This is a genomic window from Streptomyces sp. NPDC031445, assembly GCF_055581365.1.
The window spans coordinates 1-15,055 of the sequence record NZ_JBVIJO010000020.1; the positions used below are offsets into that span (position 1 = coordinate 1).

Consider the following 15,055-nt stretch of genomic DNA (forward strand, 5'->3'; position numbering starts at 1 on the left):
GTGAGTTCCAGGCCTCGACGCGGTGTCGCCTCCCAGTGACCTGCTGTGTTCATCCCGGCATCGTACGTGTGTCAGCGGCATGCGGGATGATCGGGCGAAAGGCCCTCGGGCCGGTCATTCAGTCGGCTCCTAACCGGAGGCTGCCACAGTGGAACGCGTGCTCGGAGGCGGGCAGGTCACCTGCCCTGGATGGGCCGGTGAGGTTCACGGTCCGGAAGGCGTCGCCGTTTCCGGACGTGGCGCACGCCGCCGTCTCGCAGGCCGAGGAGCCTGCGAGACGGGGCGTTCGGATCAGTTCTGGGAGCGGATGAACGCCGTGAGATGACCCACCGTGTTCAAGTGCTCCGGCTCCAGGGACTCCGGGTCGAAGGCGACCCCGAGGCTCTCCTCGATGGCCATCAGCACTTCGAGGGCGGCCGTCGAGTCGAGACTGAGGTCCTCGAACAGCCTGGTCTGATTGCCGGCGTCGGGCAGGTCCTTGCCGAGGACCTGCTCCAGTACCTTGATGATGTCCTTTTCCTCAACCATCACAACTCCTAATCGATGTCCATGGCTATTTGCTTGTCCAACAGGTCCTCGACCGTGTCCCGCCGCCGCACCAGATGGGCGGACCCGTCCAGCACCATGACTTCGGCGGGGTATCCGTGACTCAGGAAGAGCCCGGGGGACGCGGACGGGCCGTAGGCGCCGGACCTGGTGATACCGATGAGGTCGCCCGGTTCCAGCGGGGGCAGCTCTGCCTTCTTGACCAGCAGGTCATTGGGCGTGCACAGCGGTCCGGAGACGTTCCACTTGCGTTCGTCGACGTCCGCGGTGCGGTTGAGCAGTGCGACGGGGAAGTTGCGCCGGACGAAGGAGCCCGTACCGACGGCCGCCATGTGGTGGTTGGTCCCGCCGTCCGCCACGGCGAAGGGTTCCCCGAAGGACTCCTTGACGTACCTGACCTTGACGATGTACGTGCCGGCTGTCGCCGTCAGGTAACGGCCCAGTTCCATGAACACCCGGGTGTCGGGGTGACGACCGCGGAAGGCCTGTACGACGGCGTTGATCTCCTCGGCCAGTACCTTCGTCTCCAGGTCTCGCTCGCCCTCGAAATAGGCGACGCCGAGGCCTCCGCCGACGTCGACGATCTCCATCGGGCAGCCGAGTCGCCTCGTCACCCGCTCGGCGAGTTCAAGGATGCGCTCGGTGTTCGTGCTGATCACCGACTCGTCCAGGATGCGGGTGCCCATGTACGCCTGAATACCGACGATCCTGAGGTGAGGCCACCGGCCGTCCACCGGACCACAGGCCATCAGTTCCGCCTCGTCGATGCCGAACTGACGGGGTTTGCCGCCCATCGTCAGGCCGGCTCCCTTGATGGAGAACTCGGGGTTCACCCGCAGCAGCACCTGTGCGGGGCCCGTGCCCTCCGCCGCGACCAGGGCGTCGTACCGGTCGAGTTCGACCAGGGACTCCGCGATCAGCAGTCCCACTTCTCCTCGGGCGCAAGCGGCGAGTTCCTCCGCGCTCTTGGCGGGGCCGAGGAAGATGATGCGGTCGGCGGGGACCCCGGCGAGCCTGGCGGTGGTCAGCTCCGCGAGCGACGACACCTCCGCGCCGGCCCCGAGCCGGTGCAGGACCTGGCAGACGCCGATGTTCGGATTGGCTTTCATCGAGAAGAAGATCTCGACCGATTCGTCCAGCACCGACCGCAGGCCCTGGAATTGGGCCGCCAGCGTGTCGGCGTCGTAGACGTACAACGGAGTGCCGAACCGATCGGCCAGTTCCTCCGCGGTGATTCCTTGGAACTTTCCGACGTCGGGTGGACTGCCGTTCACGCTGATTCGCCCTCCTGCCACTGGGTCAAAGCCTCAGTCACCTGGTTGTCCAACGTATTCACCTGATCCAGATCCGTGCCGAGCATGATTCCGTACAGCCGCCCGGAGCCCCCGGCGCTGAGCCCTGAGCCGACCGTCGCGAAGTTGTTCACGATCAGGCCCGCACCGCCGCTGTCGGGACCGAGCAGCAAGTCGCCGAGGACGGTCCGCAGTTCGGCGAAGGGCAGGGGCCGGCGCAGGACGACGTCGTAGTGCCGGGCCAGCGCGGTTCCGCCTGCCGGGGCCAGCTTCTCCAGGAGGGACTCCTGGTAGGTCGACATGTTGTTGCGCGCGTTGATCTCGGTGAGCGGGTACAGGCCGCCCTCGGGGTCCACCATCGCGTCGATCCCGACCACACCGAAGTACCCGTCGGCGGCAAGTGCCTCCCCGACGCCCTGGGCGACCGAATCGATCTCCTTGTGGTCCGCCTCGCAGATGCGCGCGGGAACGAGATGTCCCTTGTGCACTCCCTTCTCGGTGAGCGCCTCCTTCACGAAGTCGAGCCGTGTGGAGCCGTCGCGGCCGACGGTGAACTGGTAGTTGAGGTCGGCCTTCTTGGGCACCCATTCCTCGACGACCACGCTGAGCCTGTCGTCCGAACGCCGCTCGCTCCGGCTGGCGAACATTCTGGTGAGCTGGTCGAGCCTGGCTTCCTCGGTGATCTGGAGGATGCCCTTGCCCGAGACGCCGTAGGCGTCCTTGACGGCGACCTTGCCGCCGCCCCGCAGGACGGCCCGCGCCCATTCCGCCGCTTCCCGCCACCGGTCCAGGCTGTCGCACCACTGGCCCGCGGGCTGGCGCAGCTGGAGGCGGTCAGCCAGCCTTCTGCTGTAGATCTTGCTGTTGACGGCCTTGCACACCGCCGCGGACGGGGCTCCCAGCCGGAGTCCGGTCCGCTCGGCCAGTAGCTCCTCACGGGCGGACACCCCATGGGCGATGATCACGGCGCCCTGGCTCCGCAGGCCGGCCAACTCCTCCAGCAGCCCGCTGTCGGCGAGAGCGTCCGCCGTGACGTCCTGCCGTGGATCGCTGTCTGCCGGGGTCAGGATCCGGGGGGAGCGCCAGCCGAGCGACTCGAGGTAGCTGACGTAGTCCGGATCCGGCCGCTGCTTGAGGATGACGACGTCGTCAGGCCCGGCCAGAGTCAGCGCGAACTCGTCCATCCGGTTGACCAGCACGTCGGAGGACTGGGAGTTGAAAGTGGGAAGACCAAGTTCATTTTCTCCCCACTGGCGTTCGACCTCGAAATTCCCGAGGAATACCAGCGGTGCGGCGGGCGCCACTTCGAATGCTTTGCGCAGACGGGCGAGAAATGCTGGCTCTGTATCACGCATAATCAGGACCCTAGGTCTCTCGTTTCCAGTATGGCAATCGGCCGGTTCGGGCATGGAGTTTTGTCTACTCCGCGCATGTCCGTGCCTGCTCGCGTGGTTGTGCTGTGTCCTACCGCCGCAGCGCGCCGTTGACGACGTTCATGCGCTGGATGTTTCCGGTGCCCTCCATGAACTCGATGGCGCGGGCGTCCCGGACGAGCTTCTCCAGGTAAGGATGTTCCAGCAGGCCCCCTGGGCCGAAGCAGTCGGCGGCGTACCGCGTCGCGCGTTCGGCCAGTCCCGCTGCCCGGGCCTTCGCCGCGGAGGCCGGCTCGCCGCGGAGCGGATCCCGGTCGACTGCCTCGGCGGCGCGCAACGTCAGCCTCCGTACCGACTCGATCTCCCGCCGCATGCGCTCCAGTGCGTCGCTGCGTACCGGACCCAGTCCCTTCCGGTGTTCGACGACGTAGTCGTACGCGGCCTGGGCCATGGCCACGCCGTAGCCGGCCACCAGGGGACGGAACAGGTTGAAGGAGCGGAGCCACCCCCACATGCCGCCCCGCGTTCCCGACAGGTGGGCGCCGAGCAGCCGTTCAGGCGGGACGTGCAGGCCGTCGAAGGTGAGCTGGCTCAGTTCGGCAGCACGCAGCCCCAGGGTGGGAACGGGGACGGCGTCGAACCCGGGCTCCGAGGTGTCGATCAGGACCGGCGTCGCCGCGAGAGGGCCACGGCCGCGCTTGGCGAAGGCCACGCCGAGCTGGGCCCGTGCACCATTGCCGATGTACCGCTTCACCCCGTCGAGCACATATCCGCCCCGCTCCTCGTCGGGGGTGAGGTGTGTCGCCATGCCACGGGTGTCGGAGCCACCACGCGGTTCGGTGAGCGCGAAGAACGTCCAGGTCGGCTCGGCGGCCAGCCGGCCGAAGAACCATTCCTGCTGACGGTCGTCGCCCAGCGCGGCGACGATGGGACCGGAGAGCGAGGCTCCGGGGGCACCCAGCAGGAGACCCAGGTCGCCCCGTGCCGCCTCCATCAGGAAGACGACCTTCTCCAGGGTCGTCTCGAGGTAGAAGCGGTGCTTTCCTGACACGAGCGGGCCGGGCCGGTAGGCCGGCGGAGTGTGCAGGAAGGTCATCTTCCACGTGAAGTCCGAGTCGACGCACTTGTGGATCAGCGAGGGATCCCGGTCGAGGTCCAGGGCGGACGAGCGGATCGTGTCGGCGAACTCGCGGCCCAGTCCGCGCAGCGCTTCCAGACGGCCGTCGAGCTCGCTCATGAGTCAGCCCTTCCCACATACGTGTCGGCGATAAGTTCCGACAGGTGTGCCGTACGCCCCGGGCTTGCCACGGTGAAGCCATGGGCGCCGAGCAGTCTCAGGAGAATGCGGTCGGTCTCGGTGATCCGGTCGTGCAGCAGTTCCAGGTCACGGGAGTCGGCCGGGGTTTCGGCGAGGGCCGCTTCCGTCTCCCATTGACCGATGGCGGCATCGGCCAGCGCTCCCCTCACCAACTGCTGGTCCACGAGCCGCCCACTGCCGTTGCTCCGTCCGGCCAGACGCGAGGCGGCCGACGTGAAGAGCCGGCGCGACCACGCGTGTCGCAGCCTGGCCAGCTCCAGCACACTGCCGGGCGCGGTCCCGGCATCCGCTGGCGGTGCCTCGCGCAGGCAGATCACGGCCACGTCCTCCAGTACGGGCAGGACGCCGACTGTCCGGATCTGGTTCATCGGTACCACATGTTCGGTACCGCTCCGCAGGTGTTCGATCGACTCGAGCGAGCGGGCCGGTACCAGGGCTTGTCCGCCCGGTCCGCAGAGCGCGGCACCCGGCCCGGCCGCGCGGACGTGGAAGGTGGCGAGGTCCCGGATCGGTCCGCTGTCGGGCCCCGGGTGCTCGAAGTCGTCCTCCGCCCAGTCACCGTAGCCGAACGAGTCCACGTCTGCGCCGGTGTCCGCGGCGACTCGGACATGGTTCGTCACTACGCCCCCCCGGCGGTCAGGACACAGGTGCTCACATATCCGAGGCGCTCGTCGTAGTCGGCCAGCAGGATGCTCCCGCCGTGCGGCGGTCGCTGCTCGTGGACGTCGGCGAGCGCGGCCCACAGCCCGGTGCACGGCTGCCCCTCGGGGGCGAGGACGACCTCCGCCTCCACCCCTGTCTTGGCCCAGTACGGCGCTGCCTCCGCTCGGCACACAACGGTGAGGGGCTCACCTTCGGCGCCGCCGGCGGCCTCACGCAGGGAGCTGACGACCTCGCTCGCGGACGCGCAGACCCGCTGCCGTACCTCCGGGACGCCGAGCCCGCCGTCCCGCTCCAGGAGCAAGGTCACGGCTGTGTCCTTCGTGGGCCGCAGGTCCTGCGGGACCGGCGGCCCGGACAGCACGGCCGTCTGGTCCATGATGAGGACCAGGCTCCGCCCGTTGTCCCCCGCAGGCAGGGTGGAGCCGGCCAGTCGAAGGCCGGTGAACGGCGTGGCACCGCCCTGGTCGGAAACCGCGAAGACCGTACCGATGCCACCCACCTTGTGCTCGAAGTAGGGAAGCGCGAAGGTCGTCTGGGAGTCGGGGACCGAATTGGCGAGCACCGCCACGTCGAGGCCTTCGGCCAGCGGCCCCAGACGCTCGGCCACGGCGTTCATCATGTCCAGGAACGACACGCGGCCCCCGTCGAAGTACGCGTCGTCCCAGGGGAAACCGTACAGCTCCCACAGATCCTTGAAGTAATGACGGTCGACTTCGTCGAAGGAGCCTCGCTCGTCGAACGTCAGGTGGTCCACACGGGCCAGACGCAGTCCGGTCCGCTCATCGTCCGGCTTCGGTCCGATGTACACGTGTGCGTTCCTTTCGGTCAGTGCTCGAAGACCATGGCGGAGAAGGTGGCACCCAGTCCCACTGCGGTCATCAGGTAGCGGTGGCCCGGGCGCAGCCGGCCGCCCGCCCGAAGCGTTTGGTAGTTGATGAAGGGATCGGCGCCGAAGCAGTGCCCCACCTTGGAGAGGTTCTCCGTGAAGAGCCGCTCGCGGTCCTTCATCCCGAGGGCGCTCAGGACCTTCAGCCAGGAGAGCCGGTTCACGTGGTGCGGCAGGATGAAGTCGATGTCGTTGACGTCCAGCCCGGCCCGGTCCAGCGCGGTTTCGATCACCTCGGTCAGCGCCGACGTGTAGTGGGTCCCCCACTCCTCGTGGTCCTCCGGGGTCATCCGCGCGCCGCGGAAGTACTGGCCGTAGGTGCGACAGGCGAAGCCCAGCATCCTGTCCCGGCCCTCTCCGGCGCGCACGAGGATCGCCGCCACCCCTTCCCCCATCACCGCGGTGACGCCGAGGACCTGAGCGTCGTCGGTGAACGTCTTCTCGCCCACGAAGACCAGTGCCAGGGCATCCGGGTCGCCGTCCTCGGCGAGCAGTCGGCCGGCGACCTCCACGCACATCAGCACGGAGGCGCATGCCTGCTGGTTGAGTGTCAGGGCCTGTGCGTTCGACAGCCCCAGGGCGTCCCGCGCCTCGTGCAGCGGATTGATCGGATAGGGCGCGGCCACGGGAACGGTCCGCGCTTGCACGATGTAACGGACCAGGTGCTCCTTGCCCCGCAACTCCGGCAACGACCGTCCCGCCTCGATCAGTTGACCGGCCATGCCGAGATCGGGGTCCGAACGGACCTCGCCGAAGCCGTAGTACTGCTTGTAGATCCTGATCTCACGGTCGCTGAGGCCGAAGCCCTTGAGGTACTCCACCACGGGTTCGATGTGGGAAGGCAAGTAGGCCGATACCGCCGCCAGGGACGTCACTGGTGCCTCCGGTCGTCATAGGTATGTGTCCGCTACAGGATCCGAGAGGCGTCCGGAGTGCGATAGCGGCCGACGGGCGGTCCAAATACCTGCACGTTCGGCTAGTGCCGTGTGTCCCGCGTCCGCCTGGCGCCTTGCCCAGGTCCGCGCGCACCACCGCCGATGTGCCCATTCCGGCATGTCATTTCCGCACGTCCTTCGAGCGGTCCACGGGGAGTGGAACCACAGCGGCCCACCCGCGAAGATCCCTTGAACAGCGGTCCGGCCCACGTCCGCACCCATGACCCGGGAGGATCACGTGCGCAGCACTGCTCAACTGGAGAAGGTCCAGGCACGCCGGAGCGTCGTCACCATGGCGCTCCCCCTCTTCGCCGCCCAGGCCACGAACTTCCTGGCACAGGTCGGCGTTGTGGTGATCCTGGGCCGCATGGGCGGACACGCCGTGTATGTGAGGTCCCTGTACCAGCCCGTCAGCTATCTGCTGCTGGCTCTCACGGTGGCCTTCAGCGTCACCAACCAGGTCGCCGCCGCGACCAGCAAAGGCAGGTGCCGCCCGACGGAAACCATGGCACATGCACTGGCCCTGGCCCGTGTGTGGTGCGTGTGCGGAGCGGCGTTGTGCGTCGTGCTCTCCGTCGGCGCCCCGCTCCTGGCCGACGCGCTCGATGTCGAGGCGGGGGTGCAGTCCTCGTTCGTCTCCTTCCTGCGCTGGACGAGCGCCGTGGGAATCCTGGCGATGGGACCGGAGCTGTGCGCCTCCAGCCTGCGGGGCCACAGTTACGTACGGAAGGCCACTGTGCTGAGCGTCTTCACCGCGACCTTGCAGGTCGTGTGTGTGGCCGTGCTCGGACTCGGCGCGAGGATCGGTGTCGCGGCCGTGCCCATCGGCCAGGGCGTGGCAGCGGTCGTGGGGCTGTGCGTGGGGCTCGGCATGGTCCGGCGCAGCGAGTTGTGGCACCCGTCGGCCGCGGCACAGGCCAGACTCAGCGAAGCGTTGGCGGGATTGCGGCGCATAGGCCTGCCGGTGGCCGCGTCCCTGCTGGTGATATCCGGATACAACTTCGCGGTGCTCGGTGTGCTCACACGCTACGGCGCCAACGCGGTGGCCGGCTTCTCCGTGGCCACGACATTGCAGAACTTCGTGCTGCTGCCGGGCGCGGTCATCGGAACGACGACCGCGATCATCATCAACCAGCAGCGAGGGGCCGGTGAGGCAGCAAGTGCGCGGGCCTCCATGCGCGGCGGACTGGAAGTCTCGGCCGTGGTCTACGCGCTCATCGCCGTGGGCCTGTGGCTGGTGGCCCACCCGGTGGCGGGGCTGCTGAGCGGCGATCCGGACGTATCCGCCTCAGCGGGCTCCTACCTGAGCACCGTCGCGCTCACCTACGCGTTCCAGGGGCCGGTGATGATGGCGCTGACGGTGTTGGAGGAGATCGGGGCAGGCGTGCGGGCCCTCGTGCTCAACGTCGTCTACTTCGGTGCCATCGTCCTGGCGAGTGCGTTGCTTTCGGGGTCGCTGGGCGGAGCCACAGGCTTCTTCGAGGTAGTGGCCTACTCCAACTTCGCCGGCCTCGTGGTGCCCTTCTACGCCCTGCGGTACATGCGCCGGATCACCGCTTCCGCCGGTTGAGGGAGCGGGCGGTACGACGGAGCGTTCACCCGCCTGCCGGCGGGTGCGTCATGTCGACTCGCCCGTGGCCGGGGAAGCGGGCGAGAACTGCCGTACCCGGACCTCGAACCTCTCGTGCCCGGTGAGCGCGACGGCAGCGCCGTACCCCTCGGCGACGGCGACGTCTCGCACGTACCACTGCTCCGTGTCCGGTCCGGCCACCACCAGGGGAGCCTCACCGGCCGTGCCCAGCCGGATGCCGTGCGGCAGCAAGGTCGTGCCGGCGGCCTTCACACACGCCTCTTTGCGGGTGAACAACCGCACGAACAGGGCGGCGCGTTCCGCCGGTGACGCGGCCGCGACGGCCGCTGCCTCCGGTGCGGGGAAGAGCCGGACGGGAGGGACCGTGCCCCATCTGGTGGCGATCCGCTCGACGTCCACCCCCACCTCGCGACCGGCGATCGCCAGCAGCGCCAGCTCGTGTGAATGACTCAGGCTGGTGTGTACGACGCCGCCGCATCCGACGAGGCGGGGTTTCCCATGAGGGCCTCTGTGCCATTCCAGCTCGTGCGGCGGCACACCCAGCAGGTCCGCCACGATCAGTCTCTTGGCTCCGTGCGCGACCGCGTAGCGCTCCCGGATCTGCTGATCGGCGATGCGGTCCCAGCGCCCCCGTTCGTCGTCGCTCAGCAGCCTCGCGAATCGCTGCGCGTCTACGCCCGGGGGGCGCAGGTCGATGCGCCAGATCTCCACCTGATCACAGCGTGCTTCCACCTGGCCAACGTAGGTCGGCTCGGCAGAAGCTGACAACGAACCGCTTCGGGCCTGGCAATCTGTCCAGGTTCTTCGGGTGCACTCCCGGTGCTGGTACGCGTCGTGCGGCTGCGTCATGTTGGTGGACGACAACCACTCACCGCCGGATGGCCCGGGGTCGCCCCGTGCACCACGACGGCACTCGGCTCCCACGTGCCCCGGGGCACGCGCCCGCCCATCACCGGCCGCAAGGAAGAGACATGACCTTCCCACCGAAGCGCACAGCGGTGCTCGCCGGCATCGGCGCCTACGTGCCGCCGCACCGAGTCAGCAACGCGGATCTCATCGCCGGTGGACTTGACACCAGTGACGAATGGATACGCCGACGTACGGGTATCGCCACCCGGCACATCGTGTCGCAGGGCATGGCGACGTCGGACCTTGCCGTCCAGGCGGGCCAGCAGGCGCTGAAATCCGCCGGGACGAGTGAGGTCGACGCCCTGGTACTGGCCACCACCACACCGGACAGGCCCTGCCCGGCGACCGCGCCCGACGTGGCCGCCCGGCTCGGGCTGCACGAGGTGCCGGCCTTCGACATCGCCGCCGTGTGCTCCGGTTTCCTCTACGGACTGGCCACGGCGTCGGGGCTGATCGCCTCGGGCATCGCTGATCGGGTCCTCCTGGTGACGGCCGATGCCTTCTCCACCCTGATCGATCCCTCGGACCGCTCCACGGCCGTCATCTTCGGTGACGGCGCGGGGGCGGCGGTGCTGCGCGCCGGCCGCGCCGACGAGCTGGGCGCCCTCGGGCCGATCGTGCTGCGCAGCGACGGCGAGAACAGCGGCCTGATCGAAGTGCCTGCGGGCGGTTCCCGGCAACGAGCGTCCGGCAGGGAGCCGTCTGCGCGCGAGTTGTTCTTCCGCATGGACGGCAGCGTCACCTACCGGCACGCCGTCGCTCGCATGACCGAGGCATCGACCCAGGCCTTGCGACTGACCGGATGGCGTTCCGCGGACGTCGACCGGTTCGCCGGGCACCAGGCCAACCTCCGCATCCTCGACGCGGTGGCCACCCGGCTGGGCGTCCCGCCCGAACGGCGGCTGTCCAACATCGAGCAGGTGGGAAACACGGGAGCCGCGTCGCTCGCCCTCCTGCTGGCCCAGTCGGCTCAGGCCGGTCGGCTGAGCGCCGGCCAGCAGGTCCTCCTCACCGCCTTCGGCGGCGGTCTGACCTGGGGGGCGGCCACGCTGGCCTGGCCGGATCTCCCCTCCGTCTGACCACATGCCGAACCCGTACAACCAAGGACAAGGACTCGTGATGTTCGAAGAACTCAAAAACCTGCTCGTCACACGGCTCGGGGTCGATCCTGAGGTGATCAAGCCTTCGGCAACCCTCGAGGACACCGAGCTGGACTCGCTGGCCATCGTGGAGGTGTGCATGTTCCTGGAGAACGACCTGCACATCTCCATCAGCGACAGCGAATTGTTCGGCATGAACAACATGGGAGATCTCGCCCGTCTGATGGAACAGCGGAGTGCGAACGTCTGATGACGACCAACAATGTCGCGGTGACCGGTCTGGGCCTGGTCACACCTGGTGGTATAGGCGTCGAGGCCAGCTGGGACGCCGTCACGAACGGAAAGTCCACCGCCGCGGTCGACCCGGAGCTCGACGGGTGCCCCGTACGCCTCTACAGTCGCGTACCCGGTTTCGACGCCACCGAGCTGCTGGGGGTCCGCAAGGCGCGCCGCATGGACCCGGTCACCCAATTCGCCGTGGTCGCGGCCCAGGAGGCTGTCCAGGACGCCGGGCTCGACCCCCGCACCTGGGACGGTGCCCGGGTGGCGGTGATCCTCGGCTGTGGCGCCGGAGGACTGACGACCTACCACGAACAGTACGACGTGTTCCACCGCAAGGGCCCCGAACAGGTCTCTCCGCTCCTGCTGCCCAAGCACCTGCACAACATGGTCGCCGGCATCGTGTCCCTGGAATTCAACACCACAGGCCCGAGCATGGTGACGGCGACGGCCTGCGCCTCCGGGACCACAGCCATCGGCGTGGCCCGCGACCTGCTCAACCTCGACCGCTGTGACATCGCCATCACCGGCGCCAGCGAGGCATGGATCGCCCCGCTGTACATGTCGGGCTTCGCCAAGATGAAGGCCCTCTCCCAGCGTCATGACGACCCGGCCACAGCCTCCCGGCCCTTCGACGCGGACCGGGACGGCTTCGTCGCGGGGGAAGGGGCCGGGATCCTCGTTCTGGAACGGCTCGCCGACGCTCGCGCCCGGAACGCTCGCGTGCGGGCGCTGGTCACGGGCTACGGCGCCTCATCCGACGCCCATCACATCACCTCCCCGCATCCCGAGGGTCTCGGTGCGCAAGCCGCGGTCCACGCCGCGTTGCGGGAGGCCGGCGCGACGCCGGGCGATGTCGCCCACATCAATGCCCACGGCACCTCGACCCGCCACAACGACCTGGCCGAGGCGACCATGCTGGACCGCAACTTCCCCCATCACCCGCACGTCACCTCGACCAAGGGTGTCACCGGGCACATGCTCGGCGCCGCGGGAGCCGTGGAGGCGGCCTTCACCGTCCTGACGGTCGAGCGCGGGCTCATCCCGCCGACGGCCAACCTTCAGGTGATGGACCCCGATATCCACATCAACGTGCCGACCGCGAGTACCCCCGCCCGCGTGCCCCTGGCGCTGAGCAACTCCTTCGGCTTCGGCGGGAACAACGCCGTGGTCGCCATCAGCCCGCCCTGACGTTTCGGGGCTCGTCCGAGCGCCGCGTCCGCGGCGCCGGCGCACCGCTGCCGGACGGGCCGCCGGCGGGTGGCCGCCGGCCCGTCAACACCAAGGTCCACTCCTACACCGACAAGAGGCAGGATGAGCAACTGCGTGACGACGTCCGACGGATGCCGGTTGTGGACGGCGACCCGCGGCACGGGAGAGCCGATCGTGTTCGTTCACGGCGGACCGGGGCTGTGGGACATGTTCGGTGACCTGGCGGACGCGCTGTCCCCCGGCTTCACCACCCATCGCTGGGACCAGCGCGGTTGTGGCCGCTCCCCATGGCCGGGCCCGTACAGCCTGGAGCGCACCCTGGACGACCTCGATGAACTGCGCCGGCACTTCGGCCACGAGCGGATCACTCTGATCGGCCACTCCTGGGGCGCCAACCTTGCGTTGCGCTACGCGCTCCTCCGGCCTGAACGCGTGGCCCGCCTGGTCTACATGTCCGGCACCGGCCTCGGGCGGCCCAGGGATACCGACTGGCGCAGGATACGCACGCTCATGGGTCCTCATCTGGACCGCATCGATCGCGTGCTGCGCTCTCCCGCGTCGCCTGAGCGCGACCGGCAACTGCTGGTCTGGCGGCTGTCGTTCGGGTTCGCCGACCGCGAGACCGGCCCGGCCCTCGCCGCCCGGCTGACCGATCCGTGCTTCCTGCTCAACACCGAGTGCGAGAAGGTGCTGTCCGACGCGATGGCCGGCCTCACCGAGGAGCAGCTGACGGCGGCATGCTCCGCGCTCGGGGTGCCGACGCTGGTCCTGCACGGCAGTCACGACAACCAGCCCCCGGCGGTGACCGACAGCCTGGTGGAGGCCCTGCCGCTGGTGCGGCGGGTGCTGATCGACGACGCCGGGCACTATCCGTGGCTGGAGCGGCCGTCCGCGACCGAGAGGGCCCTGTGGACCTTCCTGACCGAGGACGCCACGGCCGCCTCCCCCACGCCGTCGGGACGGATGTGACCCGGCCCCGACGGCCTGCTCTTCTTCCCCGCCCACCCTTCGGGAGCGATATCCAGTGTCCATGCAGTCCACTCATTCCAAGCCACGGGTAGCCGTCCTCTACGACGGTGGGTCGGCGAGCCCGTTCGAAGTCGTCAGGGCGAGCCGGAGGCTGTGCGAACCCATCTTCGTGGTGGACCGGGACCCGGCGGACCGTGACCCTGCCACGGTGCCCGACGGCCACGTCGACCTGGCCGGCGTCGACCATGTGAGCGCCGCCAAGGTGCTGCGCGAGCTGGGCATCGAGCACATCATCACCTTCAACGACCGCCAGCTGGTGCGCACCGCGGAGATCGCCGAGGCAGCGGGATACCGGTTCCTGTCGGTCGCCACGGCCGCCGCGTGCCGTGACAAGCTGGCGTTGCGGCGGACCCTCGCCGCGGCCGGCGTCGACGTGGTGCGCTCGGCGGCCCTGGACGATCTGGCCGAACTGCCCACCGTGGTCCAGGAGATCGGGCTGCCCGTGGTGGTCAAGCCCCGTCAGGGAGCGGGCAGTGTGGACACCGTACGTCTCGACACCGTGGGCCAGGCCGAGCAGTGGAGCGCCGAGCAGGCCGAACGCGTCAGGACGGTGCCCGGGACCTTCCGTGAGTTCGTCGTGGAGGAGCTGCTGGAAGGCGACAGCAGCTGCGCGGGCCCCGACTTCGGCGACTTCCTGTCGGTGGAGTCGGTGGTGGAGGGCACGAACATCCGCCACCTGTGCGTGACGGGGAAGTTCCCGCTCATCTCGCCGTTCCGCGAGCGCGGTCTGTTCGTGCCCAGCACCGTGGCCACCGAAGTGGAGGCACGGTGCAGGGACCTGGCCGAGGCGGCCATCCGGGCGCTCGGCATCGACCTCGGGGTCGTGCACACCGAGATGAAGCTGACTCCCACCGGTCCCAGGATCATCGAGGTCAACGGCCGGCCTCCCGGCTACATGACGGAGCTGCTGCGCCGCGCGACGGGAGGGCGCTACGACATGACGGCCGCTGCCCTGCGCATGGCGCTGGGGCTGCCGGCCGGCGATCTGCCCGCGCTCCTCGACCAGGTCACGTACGTCTACTTCGTCCAGCCGCCACAGGAAGCCACACGGCTCGTCTCGATCGCCGGGCCGGACGCGGTCGCCCCGATCCCGCGGGTGCGGTACCAGCCCTTCGTGGAGGCCGGAGCCCCGATCGACTGGCGCTGGGGCACCAGTGGGCACATCGGACTGATTCTCGGTGAGGCGGCCGACCACCGGACCGCGCTCGAGGACATCGACTCGGCACTGATGGCGCTGGGGATCACGTACGCGTAGATCTCGGTCCGGACGACCGCCGCTCCCCTCCGGCACGCGCGCGCCGGATGGCGCCCGGCCCTGTCCACGGGTGCGGCGCGCGCCCGCGTTCGTATCCACGACCCGGTCCGCCGGCGCCGCCCCAGGGGCACCATGGCCCCTACCGTGACGGGTATGCCGTGTTGTGGAGATCCCGCGGGATGCGTACGACGGCTAGATTGATTCCGAGGAATAAGAGCGCATATTGCTGCCCGGCCCGCGTTAGCCGAAAACTCACTGTTCCCCTGCATATTCAACCCATGACTCGGCTGGAAGAAGGCTACGTTCGCATGCATGACCATTCACTGTCCGCCACGGAAGGTCCGACCCACCCCGCGCCGGAGTACGGAAAGTACGAGGAAATTCTGCGTCGGCACCTGCCCTACGTCGAGGACCGTCCACTGACCGGCGACAGCGCTCTGGCGGATCTCGGACTGGATTCCCTGGGCACCGTTCGCCTTCTGGCCGAACTGGAAGAGGCGTTCGGCAGGGAATTGCCCGACGAGGCGCTGGATCAGGCCACTTTCGCGACCGTCGACTCACTGTGGCAGGCGTTCCGCGACGCCGCGCTTCCCGCCACCTGAGAGATCGCTGCTCCGGCCGGCGGGAATTCTCGCCGGCCGGTCACGTCCGTGGCCCAGGAGGTAGG

The 15,055-nt window shown here is 68.8% G+C and carries 15 protein-coding genes; 7 read left to right on the top strand and 8 right to left on the bottom strand.

Going from position 1 to position 15,055, the window contains the following annotated elements:
• Positions 1 to 291: 291 nt before the first annotated feature.
• The 7 genes from ACZ5DC_RS36885 to ACZ5DC_RS36915 all read right to left on the bottom strand — a co-directional run bounded on the left by ACZ5DC_RS36885 (position 292) and on the right by ACZ5DC_RS36915 (position 6,953).
• Positions 292 to 528: an acyl carrier protein gene (locus tag ACZ5DC_RS36885; RefSeq protein ID WP_468660212.1), complete on the bottom strand. Its 237-nt coding sequence runs from the start codon at positions 526 to 528 to the stop codon at positions 292 to 294.
• A gap of 8 nt (positions 529 to 536) precedes the next feature.
• Positions 537 to 1,820: a type III PLP-dependent enzyme gene (locus ACZ5DC_RS36890; RefSeq protein WP_468660214.1), complete on the bottom strand. Its 1,284-nt coding sequence runs from the start codon at positions 1,818 to 1,820 to the stop codon at positions 537 to 539.
• Positions 1,817 to 3,193 carry a preATP grasp domain-containing protein gene (locus ACZ5DC_RS36895; protein WP_468660216.1) on the bottom strand — a complete coding sequence of 459 codons (1,377 nt, stop codon included), beginning with the start codon at positions 3,191 to 3,193 and terminating at the stop codon, positions 1,817 to 1,819. Before ACZ5DC_RS36895 ends, ACZ5DC_RS36890 begins: the two co-directional genes overlap by 4 nt.
• 109 nt (positions 3,194 to 3,302) lie before the next feature.
• The gene (locus ACZ5DC_RS36900; RefSeq protein WP_468660218.1) at positions 3,303 to 4,448 is read right to left on the bottom strand and encodes an acyl-CoA dehydrogenase family protein; all 1,146 of its coding nucleotides are present in this window, start codon (positions 4,446 to 4,448) and stop codon (positions 3,303 to 3,305) included.
• Complete coding sequence (locus ACZ5DC_RS36905; RefSeq protein WP_468660220.1) at positions 4,445 to 5,149, bottom strand: hypothetical protein; 705 nt, start codon at positions 5,147 to 5,149, stop codon at positions 4,445 to 4,447. Before ACZ5DC_RS36905 ends, ACZ5DC_RS36900 begins: the two co-directional genes overlap by 4 nt.
• Entirely contained in the window at positions 5,149 to 6,000 is an 852-nt protein-coding gene (locus ACZ5DC_RS36910; RefSeq protein ID WP_468660222.1) for a hypothetical protein, read from the bottom strand. The genes ACZ5DC_RS36905 and ACZ5DC_RS36910 overlap by 1 nt, the downstream gene beginning before the upstream one ends.
• Positions 6,001 to 6,017: 17 nt before the next feature.
• Entirely contained in the window at positions 6,018 to 6,953 is a 936-nt protein-coding gene (locus ACZ5DC_RS36915) for a 3-oxoacyl-[acyl-carrier-protein] synthase III C-terminal domain-containing protein (RefSeq protein ID WP_468660224.1), read from the bottom strand.
• Positions 6,954 to 7,251: 298 nt separating this feature from the next.
• Here ACZ5DC_RS36915 and ACZ5DC_RS36920 point away from each other — a divergent pair, with 298 nt between their 5' ends.
• On the top strand, positions 7,252 to 8,583 hold the full coding sequence (locus ACZ5DC_RS36920; protein ID WP_468660226.1) for an MATE family efflux transporter: 1,332 nt from the start codon (positions 7,252 to 7,254) through the stop codon (positions 8,581 to 8,583).
• Between the two features lie 48 nt (positions 8,584 to 8,631).
• Here ACZ5DC_RS36920 and ACZ5DC_RS36925 read toward each other — a convergent pair whose 3' ends face one another.
• Positions 8,632 to 9,336: a 4'-phosphopantetheinyl transferase family protein gene (locus tag ACZ5DC_RS36925; RefSeq protein ID WP_468660228.1), complete on the bottom strand. Its 705-nt coding sequence runs from the start codon at positions 9,334 to 9,336 to the stop codon at positions 8,632 to 8,634.
• Positions 9,337 to 9,575: 239 nt separating this feature from the next.
• On the opposite strand from ACZ5DC_RS36925, the gene ACZ5DC_RS36930 reads away from it, so the two are divergent.
• From ACZ5DC_RS36930 to ACZ5DC_RS36955, 6 genes are all read left to right on the top strand, one after another.
• Positions 9,576 to 10,592, top strand: a complete 1,017-nt coding sequence (locus ACZ5DC_RS36930) for a beta-ketoacyl-ACP synthase III (RefSeq protein WP_468660230.1) — start codon at positions 9,576 to 9,578, stop codon at positions 10,590 to 10,592.
• A 40-nt stretch (positions 10,593 to 10,632) separates the two neighbouring features.
• Entirely contained in the window at positions 10,633 to 10,863 is a 231-nt protein-coding gene (locus ACZ5DC_RS36935; protein WP_468660232.1) for an acyl carrier protein, read from the top strand.
• Complete coding sequence (locus tag ACZ5DC_RS36940) at positions 10,863 to 12,083, top strand: beta-ketoacyl-[acyl-carrier-protein] synthase family protein (protein WP_468660234.1); 1,221 nt, start codon at positions 10,863 to 10,865, stop codon at positions 12,081 to 12,083. The genes ACZ5DC_RS36935 and ACZ5DC_RS36940 overlap by 1 nt, the downstream gene beginning before the upstream one ends.
• 135 nt (positions 12,084 to 12,218) lie before the next feature.
• Positions 12,219 to 13,073: an alpha/beta fold hydrolase gene (locus ACZ5DC_RS36945; protein ID WP_468660236.1), complete on the top strand. Its 855-nt coding sequence runs from the start codon at positions 12,219 to 12,221 to the stop codon at positions 13,071 to 13,073.
• Positions 13,074 to 13,134: 61 nt separating this feature from the next.
• Entirely contained in the window at positions 13,135 to 14,388 is a 1,254-nt protein-coding gene (locus ACZ5DC_RS36950) for an ATP-grasp domain-containing protein (protein WP_468660238.1), read from the top strand.
• Positions 14,389 to 14,666: 278 nt separating this feature from the next.
• The gene (locus ACZ5DC_RS36955; RefSeq protein WP_468660240.1) at positions 14,667 to 14,990 is read left to right on the top strand and encodes an acyl carrier protein; all 324 of its coding nucleotides are present in this window, start codon (positions 14,667 to 14,669) and stop codon (positions 14,988 to 14,990) included.
• The last annotated feature ends 65 nt before the right edge of the window (positions 14,991 to 15,055 follow it).

What these genes read in the sequence shown, in the direction of transcription:
- ACZ5DC_RS36885 (WP_468660212.1), bottom strand. Translation starts at nt 528, where the DNA reads ATGGTTGAGGAAAAGGACATCATCAAGGTACTGGAGCAGGTCCTCGGC.
- ACZ5DC_RS36895 (WP_468660216.1), bottom strand. Translation starts at nt 3,193, where the DNA reads ATGCGTGATACAGAGCCAGCATTTCTCGCCCGTCTGCGCAAAGCATTC.
- ACZ5DC_RS36900 (WP_468660218.1), bottom strand. Translation starts at nt 4,448, where the DNA reads ATGAGCGAGCTCGACGGCCGTCTGGAAGCGCTGCGCGGACTGGGCCGC.
- ACZ5DC_RS36930 (WP_468660230.1), top strand. Translation starts at nt 9,576, where the DNA reads ATGACCTTCCCACCGAAGCGCACAGCGGTGCTCGCCGGCATCGGCGCC.
- ACZ5DC_RS36935 (WP_468660232.1), top strand. Translation starts at nt 10,633, where the DNA reads ATGTTCGAAGAACTCAAAAACCTGCTCGTCACACGGCTCGGGGTCGAT.
- ACZ5DC_RS36940 (WP_468660234.1), top strand. Translation starts at nt 10,863, where the DNA reads ATGACGACCAACAATGTCGCGGTGACCGGTCTGGGCCTGGTCACACCT.
- ACZ5DC_RS36950 (WP_468660238.1), top strand. Translation starts at nt 13,135, where the DNA reads ATGCAGTCCACTCATTCCAAGCCACGGGTAGCCGTCCTCTACGACGGT.
- ACZ5DC_RS36955 (WP_468660240.1), top strand. Translation starts at nt 14,667, where the DNA reads ATGACTCGGCTGGAAGAAGGCTACGTTCGCATGCATGACCATTCACTG.